The 18860-nt window shown below is 41.4% G+C and carries 14 protein-coding genes; 3 read left to right on the top strand and 11 right to left on the bottom strand.

Going from position 1 to position 18860, the window contains the following annotated elements:
* Nucleotides 1-15 precede the first annotated feature (15 nt).
* Nucleotides 16-1707 carry an alkaline phosphatase PafA gene (gene pafA / locus AAU57_RS07265; protein ID WP_231717785.1) on the bottom strand — a complete coding sequence of 564 codons (1692 nt, stop codon included), beginning with the start codon at nucleotides 1705-1707 and terminating at the stop codon, nucleotides 16-18.
* A 96-nt stretch (nucleotides 1708-1803) separates the two neighbouring features.
* On the opposite strand from pafA, the gene AAU57_RS07260 reads away from it, so the two are divergent.
* Together AAU57_RS07260 and AAU57_RS07255 are read left to right on the top strand one after the other, a co-directional pair.
* On the top strand, nucleotides 1804-2538 hold the full coding sequence (locus AAU57_RS07260; RefSeq protein WP_055412273.1) for an MlaE family ABC transporter permease: 735 nt from the start codon (nucleotides 1804-1806) through the stop codon (nucleotides 2536-2538).
* The gene (locus tag AAU57_RS07255; protein WP_055412272.1) at nucleotides 2535-3299 is read left to right on the top strand and encodes an ABC transporter ATP-binding protein; all 765 of its coding nucleotides are present in this window, start codon (nucleotides 2535-2537) and stop codon (nucleotides 3297-3299) included. The genes AAU57_RS07260 and AAU57_RS07255 overlap by 4 nt, the downstream gene beginning before the upstream one ends.
* Before the next feature lie 23 nt (nucleotides 3300-3322).
* On the opposite strand, the gene AAU57_RS07250 is transcribed toward AAU57_RS07255, so the two are convergent.
* The 10 genes from AAU57_RS07250 to fahA form a co-directional block, all read right to left on the bottom strand.
* Nucleotides 3323-4762 carry a DUF389 domain-containing protein gene (locus AAU57_RS07250; protein WP_055412271.1) on the bottom strand — a complete coding sequence of 480 codons (1440 nt, stop codon included), beginning with the start codon at nucleotides 4760-4762 and terminating at the stop codon, nucleotides 3323-3325.
* Nucleotides 4763-5851, bottom strand: coding sequence for a mannose-1-phosphate guanylyltransferase (locus tag AAU57_RS07245; RefSeq protein ID WP_055412270.1), 1089 nt, complete (start codon nucleotides 5849-5851; stop codon nucleotides 4763-4765).
* Nucleotides 5836-6435 (bottom strand): SprT-like domain-containing protein, encoded by a 600-nt coding sequence (locus AAU57_RS07240; RefSeq protein WP_055412269.1) that lies wholly within the window; start codon nucleotides 6433-6435, stop codon nucleotides 5836-5838. Before AAU57_RS07240 ends, AAU57_RS07245 begins: the two co-directional genes overlap by 16 nt.
* Nucleotides 6436-6466: 31 nt before the next feature.
* Nucleotides 6467-8293, bottom strand: a complete 1827-nt coding sequence (yidC, locus tag AAU57_RS07235; protein WP_055412268.1) for a membrane protein insertase YidC — start codon at nucleotides 8291-8293, stop codon at nucleotides 6467-6469.
* Nucleotides 8294-8392: 99 nt separating this feature from the next.
* On the bottom strand, nucleotides 8393-10012 hold the full coding sequence (locus AAU57_RS07230) for a CTP synthase (protein WP_055412267.1): 1620 nt from the start codon (nucleotides 10010-10012) through the stop codon (nucleotides 8393-8395).
* 296 nt (nucleotides 10013-10308) lie between these two features.
* Entirely contained in the window at nucleotides 10309-10710 is a 402-nt protein-coding gene (locus AAU57_RS07225) for an OsmC family protein (protein WP_055413704.1), read from the bottom strand.
* Between the two features lie 7 nt (nucleotides 10711-10717).
* Complete coding sequence (locus AAU57_RS07220) at nucleotides 10718-12682, bottom strand: LysM peptidoglycan-binding domain-containing protein (protein ID WP_197275398.1); 1965 nt, start codon at nucleotides 12680-12682, stop codon at nucleotides 10718-10720.
* A gap of 1 nt (nucleotide 12683) precedes the next feature.
* Nucleotides 12684-14213, bottom strand: coding sequence for a glutamine-hydrolyzing GMP synthase (guaA, locus tag AAU57_RS07215; protein ID WP_055412266.1), 1530 nt, complete (start codon nucleotides 14211-14213; stop codon nucleotides 12684-12686).
* Nucleotides 14214-14289: 76 nt separating this feature from the next.
* On the bottom strand, nucleotides 14290-15882 hold the full coding sequence (bshC, locus tag AAU57_RS07210; RefSeq protein WP_055412265.1) for a bacillithiol biosynthesis cysteine-adding enzyme BshC: 1593 nt from the start codon (nucleotides 15880-15882) through the stop codon (nucleotides 14290-14292).
* A gap of 64 nt (nucleotides 15883-15946) precedes the next feature.
* Nucleotides 15947-17245: a fumarylacetoacetase gene (gene fahA / locus AAU57_RS07205; RefSeq protein WP_055412264.1), complete on the bottom strand. Its 1299-nt coding sequence runs from the start codon at nucleotides 17243-17245 to the stop codon at nucleotides 15947-15949.
* A 99-nt stretch (nucleotides 17246-17344) separates the two neighbouring features.
* Here fahA and glyA point away from each other — a divergent pair, with 99 nt between their 5' ends.
* Complete coding sequence (glyA, locus tag AAU57_RS07200; RefSeq protein WP_055412263.1) at nucleotides 17345-18622, top strand: serine hydroxymethyltransferase; 1278 nt, start codon at nucleotides 17345-17347, stop codon at nucleotides 18620-18622.
* The last annotated feature ends 238 nt before the right edge of the window (nucleotides 18623-18860 follow it).

Below are 18860 nucleotides of genomic sequence, written 5' to 3'. Positions count from 1 at the left end.
AGAAACAGTATCTCGTTATTTTAAAACTTTGCCAATAGGATTTCCCGTGGCGCTGTTAGGAAAACTAATTCCCAAAAGAGATGAAATCGTAGGAGCTATATCAGTAATATGTGTACGATCGTTGGTGCTTCCTTTATTGATGCCTTTCCCATAAAATAATAGCGGCACGTGTGTATCATAACTTTGTGGGCTACCGTGCGTACTACCTTTTGAAGAGTACACAATGACTCCAGGATCTAGAACAAACACTACATCACCACTGCGTTGATGGTGAAAGCCTTTTTGAACCAAAGCCGCCATGCCGGTAGTAAAACTGCCGCTAACAAGTGCATCGCGAGTAAAAGCTTTATTGACACCTGGATAATTGCGTATTTGAGATGCTAGATATTCCTGTAACTCTCCAGCATCAACGCCATTAGACTTCAAAACAGACTGATCGAAAAAGATCTGATCGTTGCTTACGTTTTTGATCAATCCGCTGGTGCTGAATTGATTTGTGATTAATGAGTCCATTTCCTTTACAAAGGTTTGTTCATCAAAATATCCAGCGCTGAATCTTTTCTCCTGCAAATAAGCTGGTACGTTTACCGCTCCATGGTCTGCTGTCAAGAAAACGGTATACTCGCCATTCCCAACCTTTTGGTCAAGAGCATCCAGCAGCCTTGCTAGATCTTGATCCAGTCTTAAATACGTATCCTCAATCTCAACAGAATTTACGCCATACTGATGACCCACATAATCTGTACTTGAAAAACTTACCGCCAAAAAGTCTGTGATGTCATCCTTGCCCATACTTTCGCTTTCCAGAGCCTCAATAGCAAAATCTGCTACAATGCTGTTACCATACGGAGTGGATTTGATAAGATTATAATCGCCATTTGAAGGAGCCAGTTCTTTGAGATCATATGGGAATGTGGCCGTTTCCTTGCCTCGTGGCGCTCTTTCAAAATCGTTGAGATCTGAACCACTAGCTGTATAGCTGTTCATAGGATAAAGTGTTTCCCATGTTTTAAGGTATTTACTGGCTGGATTGGACTCATTAAAATCCTTTACCCATTTAGGAAGCTCTTGCATATAAAAATCGCTGGTGATAAAAGCACCTTCATCGCCACCTCTAAACCAGTAAGCGGCATCTGCCGCGTGACCCGCTGGCAATATCGCACCACGGTCTTTGATGGATATACCTATCACCTTGGCACGTCCTTGAGTAAACAATTCCAATTCGTCCGTTACCGTAGAACTCAACAATTTGCGTGGTGACATCTTACCTTCATCGCTAGACGTACCTATAGGAATGGCATTTTCATCGTCTGCATTGTAAATCGTCTTGTCGATGAATTTGTCATACCAATTATTTCCTATGATTCCATGATCTGCTGGTGTGGTACCTGTATAAATGGAGGCATGTCCAGGCGCCGTATAGGTAGGAACAAAATTATAATGGTTGTTAGTAGCGCTAAAACCATCCTTCATCAAACGCTTGAAACCATCGTTACCATATCTATCGTAAAACCTAGTGAGGTAATCATAACGCATTTGATCCACGACAATACCTACGACAAGTTTTGGCCTGTCTACCGTTGTGATATTGGTTTCACTAGAAGCTTTCATGGTTGCAGGCTGTTGAGGGTTAGTTCGCTTTTGCGAAAGCGAAATAGTTGCAGTCAACAACACTAGAAAAAAGCAAAGAGGTTTCATTAATTTCATTCTACAGAATTTTTACAAAAATACATATTGTAAATCCTGTCAAGTTTAAGAAAGGATTAAATCGCCAGTTCTAATTTATCTATATATTTACCGCTCATGAAGATTTTGAGCCATCTGGGCAAATATATGATCATGCTCTTTGAGGTCTTTAGAAGGCCCACAAAAGCTATTGTTCTTAAGGAACTGATCATGAAGGAGATTGACGACCTGATCATAGGGTCGATAGGTATCACCGCATTTATTAGTCTATTTATGGGTGCCGTTGTGGCGCTACAAACTTCCTTGAATCTGGATAATCCCTTGATTCCAAAATCGCTTATAGGGTTTGCGGTAAGACAGTCCATAATTTTAGAGTTTGCACCTACGGTAATTTCAATTATCATGGCTGGTAAAGTAGGATCCTATATCACATCTAGTATTGGAACCATGAACGTTACAGAGCAGATAGATGCTCTTAAAGTAATGGGTATCAACCCGCTGAACTATCTGGTATTCCCAAAGATTATTGCGATGTTGTTTTACCCGCTACTTATCGCCATCATCATGTTTGTAGGGATTTTGGGAGGATTTTTGGCTGCCGTTTATGGCAATCTGGTTAGCGCTCAGGATTTTATCATAGGCCTGCAAGACACTTTTGTTCCTTATCAAGTCGTGTACGCTTTTATAAAAACCATGGTTTTTGGCCTTATTCTAGCTACCATTCCTAGTTACCATGGATATTACATGAAAGGTGGCGCTCTTGAAGTAGGTGAAGCTTCTACTACTTCATTCGTTTGGACCTGTGTGGCCATTATTGTTGCTAACTACTTACTTACAACCATACTGTTATGATAGAAATCAAAAATCTACATAAGAGTTTTAAAGGTGAGACTATTCTTGACGGTATTGACGCCACATTTGATCGAGGCAAAACCAACATGATTATAGGTGCCAGTGGTTCTGGAAAATCTGTATTTCTCAAGAATATGCTGGGATTGTTCAAGCCAGATTCTGGTGAGATTGTCTATGACAACGAGCGATTGAGCGAGATGGATGAAGATCGTCAAAAAGAGCTACGTGAAAACATGGGGATGCTATTCCAGCACAGCGCATTATTCGACTCCATGACGGTGGAAGAAAACGTAATGTTCCCACTACGCATGTTTACTAAAATGCGTCGTAAGGAACGTCAGGAAAGAGCCAACGACATTTTACAACGAGTCAATCTAGAAAATCTTAATAAGAAGAAGCCTAGCGAAATTTCTGGTGGGCAGCAAAAACGTGTGGCACTTGCTAGAGCTGTTGTAAACAAGCCAGCGTATCTATTTTGCGATGAACCCAACTCTGGGCTTGATCCTAAAACGGCTACGGTAATTGACAACCTTATTCAAGAGTTGACGCATGAAGCCAACATAACTACCGTCATCATTTCTCACGACATGAACTCGGTTTTGGAAATTGGAGAGACCATCATTTTCCTAAAAGATGGACGGATCGCTTGGAAAGGCACCAACAAGGAAATTTTCAAAACAGAGAATGAAGCGGTAACCGACTTTGTTTACAGCTCAGAACTCTTCCGTAAGGTAAGAATTGCTCAGAATAAAGGCTTATAAACCCTATAAATTTCAATTCTCAACTAGATTCCAGACGCCGTAGCTTGAGCTGTTTGCACCATCACACTATCAGACTTGATTCTGTATTTTAGCCAGTTCTTTAAGCGGCTATTAACCGTTAAACGTTCCAGTGGTTTCATGAGCGAATCGTTATATGTAACGGTAAAAACATCAACGGTATCCATAGAATTATTGTCAAAACTTTTGGACACGTTTGGCGCGTAAGAAATAGTTTTCAATTCGGGATACAGCAAATGCGCTTCTTCGCTTATTGATTCAAACCTGCGGTTTTCACTTTTTATCGCAGCCAGTTCCATTTGTAGTGCCGTGATCTGTAATCCTTGATCTTGTAATCTTTTAATATCACCTATGCGCTCTTCCTGCATGCTGGCGATATTTTCATAATTGCCGTCCAGATTAGGAGCAGACGAACCTTGATAAAACTGCGAGGTTACTTGCGACAACGCTGGATAAGACTCCAGCTTTTTTTTCCATTGTTGAATGATCAAATCTGGAACAGGTGCACCAAAGAGCACTACATCCAATTTTTTGGTTTTAGGATCGTATTCTGATGTAGAACGAACGCCTTCATACTGTACATACTCGTCCATGAACTCGTTGATCGCACTCTTCTCTACTTGCACTCGGTACAGTTGGTAAAACAAATAAATGGATGGTGCGAGTACCACCACACCAACAATGGTTGCAATGGCAGATATACGCTTGCGTTTCTTTTGGTTCGCATATTTGACCATCGGGAATTTTAGCAACTTACAGACTACATAGGTAGATAACCCGATGAACACTGTGTTGATGGAAAACAAATACATGGCTCCACTGAAATACGCTAGGTTCCATTCTGCTATACCGTATCCAGCAGTACATAATGGCGGCATCAAAGCGGTGGCAATAGCCACACCAGCAATGGCATTTGATATCGTTCCTTTTTTAGTTTTTGCCACGATAAGTGCCAGACCACCAAAAATGGCCACGAGCACGTCCAGCACGTTAGGCGCTGTTCTCGCTTCTAATTCTGGAGTGAATTCTGATATAGGTGTCAGCGTAAAATACAGTGTTGCCGCGAGTAAAGACAGACTAACCATCACACCTAAATTAATAAGTGATCTACGCAACATACGATCATCATTGATCGCCACACCTAGTCCCATGCCAACGATAGGACCCATAAGTGGTGAGATTAACATCGCACCTATTACCACCGCAGTGGAACTTACATTTAATCCTAAGGACGCAACAAAAATGGAAAAGATCAAAATCCAAGCATTGTGACCCTGGAAAGAAATATCCTTGCGTACAGATTCAATCGTTTCATTGCGATCAGAATCCTCACGTATATCGAGTAAGTCGTGGAGAAATTTCTTGGAATTATCCCATATTCCTAGAATGACTTTTTGGTTTTCTTCTAACTGGGAATCACCGGTGTCTTTAGAATTCTGATCCATCTATGATAAGTTACTACCGTATTTTTTTATTGCATTATTCCTAATCTCCTTGATATCTTGATCTGCAGACAAGGGCATGATCATGAGTACATCGTCTTCATCAACGATGATGTAGTTTTCTAATCCTTGAACGACTACTTTCTTACCAGGTCTGGTTTTGATCATGTTTCCCGTTGCTTCACGCGAGGTCAACGATGCATTCACGAGGGCATTAGAGTTCTCATCTTTTGTAAGTCTGCTGTATAAACTACTCCAGGTTCCCACGTCGTTCCAGCCAAAATCCACCGGCAACGTATAAACGTCCTTACTGCGTTCCATCACAGCATAGTCAATAGAAATGTTCTTGGCCTTTTCATAGTTTTCGGCAAGAAATTCAGTTTCTTCTGCTTCGTTGTAGGCTGGTATGCCTTTTTCAAACAATTGGAAAAGTTCTGGTTCCGCTTTCGCGAAAGCGGACAATACCGCATCTACAGACCATATAAAAGTCCCAGAATTCCATAAATAATTCCCTGCATCTACATAGGACTGCGCGGTCTCTAAATCTGGCTTTTCCCTAAATTGGGCGACTTTCTTGACATCATGGTCGCCTTGTAAATACTCAATGTAGCCGAAGCCAGTGTTAGGTGAATCAGGCTCAATGCCTAATGTCATCAAAGCTTGCGGATGCTCCTCACAAAAAGAAAAAGCCGTTTTGAGATCCTTTTGAAACTGCGTATTATTCTCAATATAACTATCGCTAGGCGCCACAATCATGATAGCGTCAGGATTCTTTTTCTGGATTTTGAGAGCAGCGAGCAGTATGCAAGGTGCTGTATTGCGCATGGCTGGCTCTGCCACAATATTTTCCATGGGAACTTGAGGTAATTGCTCCTGAACCAGCGGAATGTAATCTGCATTTGTTAGAATCAATATATTGCCTTCTGGAACCTGCTGTTTGAGCCGGTCAAAAGTGGTTTGTAACAATGATTGTCCCAGTCCCAGCATATCGTGAAATTGTTTGGGAAATGTCTGACGGCTTACCGGCCAAAACCTGGATCCAACGCCACCGGCCATAATCACTGCATATTTATTCTCTAGATTTTTTTCCATAATTGTACTTGTACATTTGGCTGAAAAATATAGGTTCTGCCTGTGTCGACTTCAACACACTCAAATCGCTTCCTCAGCTTTTTACCTCGACGAAATCGACGGCCCTGTGAGGTGATAAAATAAGAGCCGTAGTCCAACTCAAATATATAGATTTTATCAGTCGGCGCATCATAGGATTTCAAGGCAACGCTCATGGCAGCATCTGTATCGCTGCTGGCTTTGGGATTTTTGAAATGCCTAGCTAGTACCGGCAGTAGGTTATTTGGGAAAACCTCGGGCCTTAGGAAAGGCAACATTAATTGCTGGAAGGTTTTTTTCCATTCCAACCCATGCGGTTTGATTTGATAGCCATATTTCTTGAACGCGACAAGATGGGCAATCTCGTGAACGAGAGTAATTAAAAAGCGATAAGCGTTGAGATTAGCATTAATGGTGATCTTGTGTGACCCATCTGGTAGTGGTCGATAATCACCGTGCCTTGTTTGTCGCTCGTTAACAATCTTTAAATGAACTTGATGTATTTCCAGCAACGCAGTGAGTGGTCTGACTGCCGGTGCTGGAAGATATTTTTCAAGTACGTTCATTCAATGTAAAGTGGCCATAAGAAAAAGAAGCTTATTTCTTTTTCTTTTGCGCTTCTTGTTGTGCTTGCGCCTGCTCCATGATTTCTGCCATTTTTGAAGCAAAGCGTCCCTTTTTCTTTTTTGGTTTTGCTTTTGCCTTTTCAATTTTAGCAAGAACACGATCTTTATCGATGATAAAGTTCTTGATCACTAACATGATACCTATGGTAATCAAGTTAGAAACAAAGTAGTACAAGGATAAACCACTCGCATAGTTATTAAAGAACACCAGCATGAACAATGGTGACAGGTACATGATGAACTTCATATTAGGCATTCCAGGCTGCGTGGTCTGCATGGATTGACCTGTAGTCATTTGCATGTAGAAAAATATGGAGATGGACGCTAAAATCGGGAACAAACTCACGTGATCACCATAGAATGGAATTTCAAAACCATCAGGGAACTTATAAATCGTATCGTAACTAGACAAGTCGTCTGCCCACAGGAAACTCTTTTGTCTTAAATCAAAGGCCGTTGGGAAAAATTTGAATAAGGCAAAAAACACAGGCATTTGCAACAGCGCCGGCAAACAACCCGATAGCGGACTCGCTCCAGCCTCGCTTTGCACCTTCATGGTTTCCTGTTGCTTTTTCATGGCGTTGTCCTTGTACTTTTCCGCAATGCGGTTAAGTTCTGGACGTAGGACTTTCATTTTGGCTTGAGTCAAGTAACTCTTATAAAGAACCGGTGAAAGCACCAAACGAACGGATATGGTCAAGAGAATGATCGCAATACCAAAGGCAATACCTAAATCAACCGTCAAGAAAGAGAAATAAGGACGTATCGCATATTCATTGATCCATCCAAAAATTCCCCAACCCAGATCAACGACTTCATCAAGATTGCGGTCGTAACCATCCAAGATGTCAAAGTCAGTTGGACCAAAGTACCAATCCATATTGTAAGCCAACTCGCCACCGCTGTATTCCATGAGCAGCTTGGATTCAAACTCTTTAGTGAACTCGTCTTGTTCCTCGTTGATTTCTTCAATGTTGGTCGATTCCATCAACCCACTCACAAAAGGAGTATCTGTCAAAAGAATGGAGGAAAAGAAATGCTGCTTATAGGCTACATAGGTTATGTTTTCTGCTTCTTCATCTGCAGTGTCGCCTTGTCCTGTATAATCATCGCTACCGCCATCGTATTCAAACTTGATCTCTGTATAGCGATTCTCGTTTGTCATACTCTTTGAACGTCGGTACGCCTTCATTCTCCAGTCCAGCACAGGATTTTCTGAAGTATTTACAGCACTTGCGATGCCTTGAGTCCTGATGTTGAAATCCAGCATGTAATCATCTGGTTTCATTTCAAATCGATATTCAATAGATCCTGAACCGACTGGTGCCGTTAGTGCCAGAACTTTGTTGCTGCCATTCATGGACTCTTTGGCATTAAAAACAAGGTCCTTGGTATGGATCTCGCGACCATCTTTTGCCTTAAGGATTAAATCAAGAGAATGATCGTTTTCTCTAGCGAGGTAAACTGGCAAGGAATCAAAGGTTTTAAACTTCTTGAGCAGTGCCGTTTCAATGATCGCACCTTTGGTATTTATTTTAAGTTCCAGCAGGTCATTTGATAGGGTCACTTCCTTACCTACCGGCACGGCCTGGCGTGTGGAATCCGCTGCGGTGATCGTGCTGTCGTTAGCCACTGTGGCTGCTGCTGGCGCATCATCTTCAATAGTGAGAGATTGCTCTGTAGCTGTTTCTTCAACAGGTTGGGTTTCCTCTTGATTGTAAAGAAAAGTCCACATGAGAATACCAAATATCAAGGTCATTCCCAGTAATGTTTTCCAGTCCGTTTTTTTCTCTTCCATATGTGATGTCCCTAAATTGGGGTTATTTGCTAGTCTTGCTAGATTCTATATGTATGAATAGGTTGGTGGTTGTTACGCTTTCGCGAAAGCGAACTCTCCTCAATCCTTTTTATTCCTTTTAAAATTTGCTGCTGCCTGCACAAACGAGGTAAACAATGGGTGCGGAGACGCCACGGTGCTTTTATATTCTGGATGGTACTGCACGCCCACAAACCATGGATGATCTGCAATCTCGATCACTTCTACCAGTCCAGATTTAGGGTTGATTCCCGTGCAGGCTAGACCTGCCTTTTCCAGCTGCTCACGATAGGCATTGTTGAATTCATACCTGTGACGGTGACGTTCTGAAATGAGGTCCTTACCGTAGATTTCTTTGATTCTGCCGGACTTAAGCTCGCAATCCCAAGCGCCCAGACGCATGGTGCCGCCCATATCCAGAATATCCTTTTGATCTTCCATAAGGGAAATCACGGGATTTGAGGTTTCACGCTCCATCTCTGATGAGTTGGCATCCTTGATTCCCAATACATTGCGACTGTACTCAATGACCGCCATTTGCATCCCAAGACAGATCCCAAAAAACGGAATACCATTCTCACGAGCATATTTAACAGCTTCTATCTTGCCCTCAATACCACGTTCACCAAATCCTGGCGCAACCAGCAAACCGTCAAGGTGTTGCAAGTGTTGCGACACTTTACCTACTTCAAGGTGTTCGCTGTGAATGGATTCTATATTCACGCTCACCTCATTTTCTGCACCAGCATGAATGAAAGCCTCGAGAATGGATTTATAAGAATCTTGAAGTTCTACATATTTACCTATGAGCCCTATGGTAACTTCGGACTTAGGGTTTTTATGACGTTGCAAGAATTGATTCCAGCGTGTTAGATCTGGCTGCGCTCCTGTCTTGAGCTTTAATTTTTTAATTACAACGGTATCTAGACCTTGCTCCTGCATCTTGTTGGGAACATCATAAATGGTCTCTACATCAATGGACTGGATGACTGCTTCTGGCTTCACGTTACAGAAACGTGCTAGTTTTAACCGAATGTCTTCAGAAAGTTCGTGCTCTGTGCGACATACCAAAATGTCTGCCTGCACTCCGCTTTCCATCAAGGTTTTTACACTGTGCTGTGTTGGTTTTGTTTTAAGCTCACCAGCGGCACTTAGGTAAGGTATCAAAGTCAAATGTATGACGAGCGAATTGTGCTCGCCCAGTTCCCAACTTAATTGTCGTACACTTTCTATGTACGGTAAGGACTCGATATCACCTACGGTTCCACCTATCTCTGTAATCACCACATCGTAATCTCCAGATTTTCCTAAAATCTGAATGCGGTGCTTGATTTCATCTGTGATATGAGGTATGACCTGAACGGTTTTTCCAAGAAACTCACCACGTCTTTCCTTATCGATGACGCTTTGGTAGATTCTTCCCGTAGTTACGTTATTTGCCTGTGAGGTATTGACATTGAGAAAACGCTCGTAGTGGCCTAAGTCAAGGTCAGTTTCTGCACCATCTTCTGTGACGTAACACTCGCCATGTTCGTATGGATTGAGCGTTCCAGGATCCACATTAATATAAGGGTCCAACTTCTGTATGGTCACTCGCAGTCCTCTGGCCTGCAATAGTTTTGCCAGTGAAGCGGCGATAATCCCTTTTCCTAATGAGGAAGTAACTCCACCTGTGACAAAAATGTACTTTGCATGTGCCATAAAACCTAACTGTGCTTTTTGAAAACCAGCTGCAAAAGTACTTATTTTATGAGCAAATTAGGAATACTCCACGCGCTAAAAATGGATTATTTCAACAGGTTATTGGCTGCTGATTTATGGTAATGTGATGATGTAATGATGTGGTAAATGAAAAACATGCCGAACATCTTTAGAGGAGGTTCAAATAGCTTTCAAACAATCAGCAAAAATGTGCCAGCGCGTTTGCATCATCTTGAAACAGCAATGATACGTATCAAAAAGAGTGGAAGATCAAACCCTGAACTTTCTTGAACTATTTAATCCCAACTGAAAGTGATATTCTTTTTTATATCTGGATGCAGGCTATTGTGAACCGGACAAGTCATCGCCACTCGTTCCAAAATGAGTTGGGTACGCTTGTCACAATTACCGGTCATTTCTAGTTGGACGTCTATTTGTGAGATACGACGCGGCTCTGCCGACATGATTTTAGTTACCGCTGCAGTGCTTTTTGAGATATCGACTGTCAATTCTCTAGCTTTTATTCCCATAACAGTCAACATACAACTGGCGAGCCCTGTAGCAACCGTGTCTGTAGGTGAGAATGCCTCACCTTTACCATTGTTATCTAACGGTGCATCTGTGGCAAATGAGCTACCGCTTTTAACGTGCGTTGATGTGCATCTTAAATCTCCAAGGTATTCTACCGTAGATGTGATTGATGATTTATTCTCCATAACCAGAAACTTCTACTTCTTCAATCGTTAAATCTGGCTGATATCTCAATATATAGCAGGCCTCATTGTAGAATCCAGCAAGAAATCTCTTGTTGTACTCAAAGCTATTTTCTACCATCACCGTTTTGCCATTGCGTACCGCACTTTCATAAAGGTTATCAGCACTAGCTTGCCTTAGAATCACATCCATAGTCACATCAAAACCTCTAGTTGCATAGTCGCTAGGTGTGATACCGTGCTTCTTGAAATAATGATTTGCAAAAACGTTTTCACTACTCGTGTGTCTATTCATCTTAGGATAGGTATAATTTACTGCGGCAAGGCCCATATTATTGATGTTCATATTATCATAATCGTCCATACCTACCATCGTGATATCATGAGTTCTCGCTTTGGCGGCATAATTTGAAACCGCGTCAGTTATGAAACCTACATGATCTACGGCAAGTATAACCACGTTGTCCATTTCTTTTGAGAGCGCGCTGGTATACTTGTAACTTGAGATGTAATTATTCTTGTCAGGATACAGAATCTTAGCAGCTGGAAATAACGGTGCAAACTCATCTTTAAACTGTGGATTTTTATTATCAGTAACGATGATCACGTTCTTACCTCGCGAGAAATTAACCAAGTAATTCTTAAGCCTATTCATCAAAAACTGATCGTCAGGCCTTGCTTGAAACAGGTTTTTATATAGACGCACGTTGGTATTAGTCAAAGGTGATATTACGGGAATATCATCATCCTTGAGCTCTCTCGCTACAGCCACTACATTTTTAGCCAGCAATGGTCCAATAACGCTGTTGTAGTTTTTAAAGTTATTGTCTCTAAGGATTTTAAGTGATGTGCTCTCATTGCGTCCTGTGTCAAAAACATCAAACTGCACATTGATTCCTAACGCTCTTGCGCTATCTCTAGCGATCATCATACCACTATAAAAATCAGTGGCAATTCTCATGGTGTTGCTTTCCTTAAGTTGTTTGCCATACTCATCACTACTCAAGCCATTGATAGAAAATGGCAACATCACAGCGATGCGTTGATTCTCATAATTTCTAATACTATCTACTAATCTGGCATATTTTGCAGTACTGTTCCATAATTCTGGAGTCTCCTTTTCGTTTACCGCTCTATAAGGCAGCTTGATAGTCATGCCCTTCTTCACACCATCTTTTAGCGCTGGATTGATAGCAATAAGTGAATCTGCGCTTAGGCCACTCATTTTTTCCAAGCTGTACATGGTCATTTTAGGCTCTACTTCATAATCGATGTAACGCAATTTCATGGAATCTGATGAAGTCGATGATAAGTTATCAGGGTCCACTACATTGACGATCATACCTTCATCCAATTCTCCCAAATCTGGATTCCAGGCTTCCAATTGAGCAATCGTAATGTTGTTATTTGTAGCGACTCTATATTTACCTTCAGATTTTTTGACCTTGTACTGACCTGGTTTTACCGTTTCAGTTTTAGTGTCAGAAACTTTTACGATATCCGTTACTCCTGGGATGATATCGATAACGATAGGTTCTTTGGGCTGAGCAACTTCAGCAAATACGGGAATCTGGATACGGTCGCCCTTGCGTAAAGGATTTGAGTACAATTCCTTATTGGCTTCCTTGATATCCAATTCTGTCACGCCATATTCCTTTGATAAAGAATACAAAGTTTCTTTACGCTTAACCTTATGCGTTTCATAGCTTTCAATAGGTCGATTGGTAATCGCACTAACTGATTTAGGTATCAGGATCGTGGCACCACTTTTCAAACCCATTTTCAGGTCTGGATTAAGCTCAATGAGCTGCGCGGCAGTCACATTATACTTATTGGTAAGCATATACATGGTGTCTCCTTGCTCCACCACATGCCTGTTATAGCTTTGAAGTGTGGATGAGTTCGCTTTCGCGAAAGCGAAACAAACCAACAAAATCACTGTTATAAATCGTATCATATTATTCCCATTCAATAGTGGCCGGCGGCTTTGAGCTGATGTCGTACACTACTCTATTAACGCCTTTGACCTTATTTATTATCTCGTTGCTGGTATCCTGCAGGAATTTATAGGGAAGATCTACCCAATCTGCCGTCATTCCATCTGTACTTTCTACCGCTCGCAGTGCCACACATTTTTCATAGGTGCGCTCATCGCCCATCACTCCAACAGAATTTACAGGAAGCAAAATCGCTCCTGCCTGCCATACCTTATCGTACAATTCCCATTTCTTGAGATTTGCAATAAAAATCGCATCTGCCTCTTGCAGCAATCGTACCTTTTCCTGATCTACATCGCCCAAAATACGTATCGCCAGTCCTGGACCTGGAAATGGGTGACGACCTAATAGGTTTTGTGCCATTCCCATCTCTGCACCTACTCTTCTTACTTCATCCTTGAACAGCATGCGCAACGGCTCTACTATCTTGAGTTTCATGAAGTCTGGCAGGCCACCTACATTGTGGTGTGACTTGATCGTCGCACTAGGTCCGTTGACTGATATACTCTCAATCACATCTGGATAAATCGTTCCTTGTGCTAGAAATTTCACATCTTCAATCGCGTGTGCCTCATCATCAAAAACCTCAATAAACACTCGGCCTATGGCCTTGCGCTTCAACTCAGGATCTTCCACATTTTTTAAGGCTTCCATAAACCGTGCCGTGGCATCAACACCCTTTACATTGAGTCCCATGTCCTTGTATTGATCAAGGACCTGATCGTATTCATCCTTGCGCAACAAACCATTGTTCACAAAAATGCAGTAAAGGTTCTTACCTATAGCTTTGTGTAGCAAAATCGCGGCCACACTAGAATCAACGCCACCGCTCAATCCCAAGACGACTTTATCATCGCCTACTTTCTCTTTAAGCTCTGCAACGGTCATATCAACAAAAGCTCCAGGTGTCCAGTCGGGTTGCACTCCAGCAATCTCAATCAAGAAATTGTGTAAAAGTTGCTTACCGTCAGTACTATGATAAACCTCTGGATGGAACTGTATTCCATATGTTTCTTCACCATCTATCCTGTAGGCAGCGTTAAGAACGTCTTGCGTACTGGCAAGCGTTACCGCATTTTCAGGTAGGTTCTTGATGGTATCGCTGTGCGACATCCATACTTGTGAATTCTCTGTGATGTTGCTAAAGAGTGGCTCAGCATCCTTGATTACCGTTAGATGGGCGCGACCGTACTCTCTGGTACTGGAAGGCGCCACCTGGCCACCGTGAAAATGCGCTAAATATTGAGCGCCGTAACAAACACCCAATAATGGCAATTTCCCTTTGATCTGGCTTATGTCTGGATGTGGTGCATCTTCAGAACGCACTGAAAAAGGACTACCTGAAAGGATGACGGCCTTGAATGAAGAAAGATCTTCTGGCACTTTATGGAAAGGATGGATCTCGCAATAAATATTGAGTTCTCGCACGCGACGCGCTATAAGCTGTGTGTACTGGGATCCAAAATCAAGAATTAAAACACTGTTCTGCATGTGCAAATTTAGGTTTTTAATAGAAAAAAGGTGTTAGAGCTACAAGGTCACTTATCAAGAAAATCACCGTCATTGTTCACAGTTCAATCACAGTGAATCTAGGATCTAACGGGTCTAGCGATTTCTTGAGGATATCGATCAATTCTGGACCCATGTCTTTATAGAAATATGAAAAATTAGCCTGGCGTTCTTGCAGGCTATCGTTAGGAAAAAGTTCGTTTTTGATAACAGCGACGCGTTCTAGATGATCATTCCATTTGCGTTTTTGAGCTTTTAAAAGTCGTTTTTCAAGATGCTCCAGGCCTTTAATTTGTTTACGCTCTTGAGCACCAACAGCACCTAGAAATGAAGGATCTGTGTCTTGAGCCACGGCATAAAGCTCTTTGAATTGCTTTTTGAGAAATTTCTTTTGCTGTTCAAAATCGATCTCTATTTCTGACACTTGTCGTATGATCTGTTCGTTGAGCTCGTGATCTTTTTTAAAGAGATCTGCCACTTCAACTTTTAAGGATTCAAGCTTTTCAAGTTGCTTAGTGTTGACCAACAATGCAGAGTTGCGCAATAGCAAAATGGGAAATGGAATATCTTGCCCTTCAAAATAGTTTTTCAACTCCAGCCAGTATGCGATCTCACCACCGCCACCTATATAGCAAAGGTTGGGTAAGATAATTTCCTGATACAGCGGTCTCATGATCACATTAGGAGAGAACCGCTCTGGATGCTCTTCGAGTTCGTTTAAGATTTCGTCCTCTGAAAATGTTTTATCGATGCCATCAAGAAAGAATTTCCCATCCTTTTTTACGATGCGGTAACGACCATCATCATTAAGATAAAATAAATTGATCTCTCGCGGGTTGACCTGAACTTTGAAGTCTTCATTCCAATTTTTTAAGGTCTCGTTAACCGTCTCAAAAGATGACTGATCGATGAGTTCCTCTTTGAAATAGGGAATAGCGAGGTTTTTTATTTGTGAATCATCTGCATCAATGATGACTAAACCATCTTGCTTGAACAGCTCGTGGGCCAAGTTTCTGGTCGCAATGGCGAGGTTATCTGCAGTATATGATTGTGAGAATAGATTAGAAAGCTCCTCAGAAAATCGTGAAGCGCCTAAAAGAATTTGCAGCTGCTCATTAATATTCTCTAGACCGTCCGTATCCAGACGGCCTACAGCACCTGCACTTTCTCGTTCATAGACCAACTTACGATCTCCAAAGTTGAAGAATTTGATCTCATCAAAATCATGATCCTCCGTTGCCATCCAATAGACGGGAACGAAGTTGTACTCAGGATATTCGGTCTTGAGCGCTTTGCATAGATTTATGGTGGATATGATTTTGTACAGAAAATAAAGCGGCCCAGTAAATAGATTGAGCTGGTGACCAGTCACTACCGTAAAGGTCTTATCATCCTTTAAAAGATGTATGTTTTGCAGCGTGGCAGCGGCGTCATCTACCTTTTGGTATTGCTTGCCCAACGCTTCTACTAACACCTGACGTGTGTTTTGCAAATCATGTTGCTGAGATTTTTCAGCAATTTGATCGCCAAAATTCTCCAGCCTTGGATACCTATGGTACAGTCCCTTTACCTCGTTTGAATCCTCTAAATATGCTTTGATAATTTTGGAAAAATATCGCAGTTCTTGGTAAGGAATCTTGGATGAAATCATAGGTATATTAGATGGTAGAAGGATTGATGGATATCGCTTTCGCGAAAGCGAACTAAAATTACAACTATTTGCTGCCTTTAACAGTGGCCGTGTACGAAGGAATTAATTTATTGGACACTTCGCCAAAACCTATCCTAACGGAATTATTGTTGCAATAGCCTCGCATCGTAATCGTGTCGTTGTCGTTTACAAAGCTACGCTGGGTACCATCGTTCAAACGTATGGGTTGCTCTCCATTCCAGCTTAACTCCAACAGCGAACCGTAACTATCTGGCACTGGACCAGAAATCGTACCGCTACCCATAAGATCACCACTGTTGATGCGGCAGCCGTTAATGGTGTGATGCGCCAGTTGCTGGGACATGCTCCAGTAAAGGTGTTTGAAATTGGACTTGGTAAGCGTAGTAGGCGTTCCATTTTCTGGAGTGAGATCCACTTCTAGATGGATATCAAAACTACTCTTGGGTTTGTGATTCAAATATTTAAGTGGCGTTTTTTCCTGCTCAGGACCAGCGCATCTAAAAGGTTCCAATGCATCCATGGTGACAATCCAAGGACTGATCGATGTCGCAAAGTTTTTGCCCAAGAAAGGCCCTAGTGGTGCATATTCCCATTTTTGTATATCGCGAGCGCTCCAGTCATTAAGTAACACCATCCCAAAGATATAATCTTCGGCCTGTTTGATATCAATAGGTTCACCCAACTTGTTGGCATCAGTAGTGATAAAGGCGGTCTCGAGTTCAAAATCAACCTTTTTTGAGGGGCCAAAAACTGGCTCATTGGTGTCTTTATTGAGCATTTGACCTTTTGGTCTATGTATGTTAATGCCTGATGGAATGATTGAACTGGACCTACCGTGATACGCAATAGGCATATGAATCCAATTGGGCATTAAAGCGTTTTCCTTGTCTCTAAACATAGATCCTACATTTATAGCATGTTCCTTACTGCTGTAAAAATCTGTGTAGTCTCCTATAAGTACCGGTAGCTGCATCTCGACTTCGTCTATGTGAAAAATGACCCGATCTCTATTTTCCTTGTGGTCTCTCAATTCATCATTGTCCTTATCAAAAATATCACCGATGCGATTGCGCACTAGCCTCCAAGTTTTTTTACCATCAGATATGAAATCGTTTAAGGTATCCTGCATGAACATATCATCAGTAAGAGGTACGTCTGCAAAGTATCCCAACTCTTGAAGAGCACCTAGATCTATAGCGTGATCGCCTATGCGAGTACCTATGGTAATGACATTCTCACGAGTAAGAAACACACCAAAAGGTATGTTTTGAATAGGGAAGTGAGAGTCCTTGCTGTATCCTATCCATGATCTGCGATTGGGGTTGTTGGTCTGGGCTGGCATATATGGTTGTTAAACTGTTTAAAAGTAATAATCAAAACTATATTTGAGAGCCCCTAACATAGAGGTTGTGACCTATTTTTGTATATAATTTTTTCACAAATGACAGCAATGGATAACGAGATATTTGATCTGATTGATTTAGAAGCTAAAAGACAGGTTTCAGGACTAGAACTGATTGCCAGCGAGAACTATGTTAGCGATAATGTGCTTAAAGCGGCAGGCTCTATACTGACCAATAAATATGCAGAAGGATATCCTGATAAAAGATATTACGGCGGCTGCGAGATCGTGGACAAAATCGAAACTATAGCGATTGAACGAGCGAAGCTTTTATTTAATGCAGAATACGTCAATGTGCAACCCCATTCTGGAAGCCAAGCCAATACAGCAGTTTTTCATGCTTGCTTAAATCCTGGAGATAAAATTCTAGGATTTGACCTTTCACACGGCGGTCACCTAACCCATGGATCTCCAGTGAATTTTTCAGGGAAATTATACAGCACATCATTTTATGGAGTTGATCGCGAAACAGGTCTTTTGGATTATGATGAGATAGCAAAAATTGCTGAAAAAGAGCAACCTAAATTAATTATTGCCGGAGCGTCAGCATATAGTAGGGAGATTGATTATAAAAAGTTCAGGGAGATTGCAGATAATGTTGGGGCAGTTTTATTATCAGATATCGCTCATCCAGCTGGATTAATTGCCAAAGGTCTACTTCAAGATGCGGTAGAGCATTCGCATATATGCACAAGTACTACGCATAAAACATTACGAGGTCCTCGAGGTGGAATTATTATCATGGGCAAGGATTTTGAAAATCCATTCGACCAAAAATTAAAGAATGGTAATCTTAAAATGATGTCCACATTACTTAATAGTGGAGTTTTTCCTGGAAACCAAGGTGGTCCTTTAATGCATATCATTGCAGCGAAAGCGATGGCTTTTGAGGAGGCTTTACAAGAAGATTTCTTGCATTACACTGTTAGAACAAAATTGAACGCACAATCATTAGCGAACTCTTTGAAGGCTAAAGGTTACAACATTATCTCAGATGGCACGGATAACCACATGATGCTCATAGATCTAAGAAACAAAGGAATAACAGGAAAAGACGCTGAAATTGCATTAGGGAAAGCTCATATTACCGTGAATAAAAATATGGTTCCATTTGATTCTGAATCGCCTTTTGTGACTAGCGGTATTCGCATAGGAACAGCTGCAATTACGACTAGAGGAATGAAGGAAGATCAAATGGAAAAGATAGCATCTTGGATTGACAGTGTAGTGAGCAATTCTAAAGATGATGACGAAATACTTAGAATTGGCAAAGAAGTAAATGAATATGCAAGCTCCTACCCGATTTTTCAGAAATAGGTAGTCAATTGCCCTTTAAAGTTTTAATGAAATAGATATTTTACTTTGAACTACCGGATTGCTATTATACAGGTATTTTAATGTTTAGTTATCACTACTTCACTATCTCACAAGAAGAAGGGATATTTTGATTAAGTAATAATTTTATTCTAGAATATTGTAGAGCGTACGTCCAAAGATTGTCTACGATGTCATAATAAGAAAGCATTACTACTATTATATTTGCAATCCGAAATTG

The organism is Nonlabens sp. YIK11, assembly GCF_001413925.1.
Lineage (GTDB): Bacteria > Bacteroidota > Bacteroidia > Flavobacteriales > Flavobacteriaceae > Nonlabens.
This window is presented reverse-complemented; position numbering and strand designations above follow the sequence as displayed.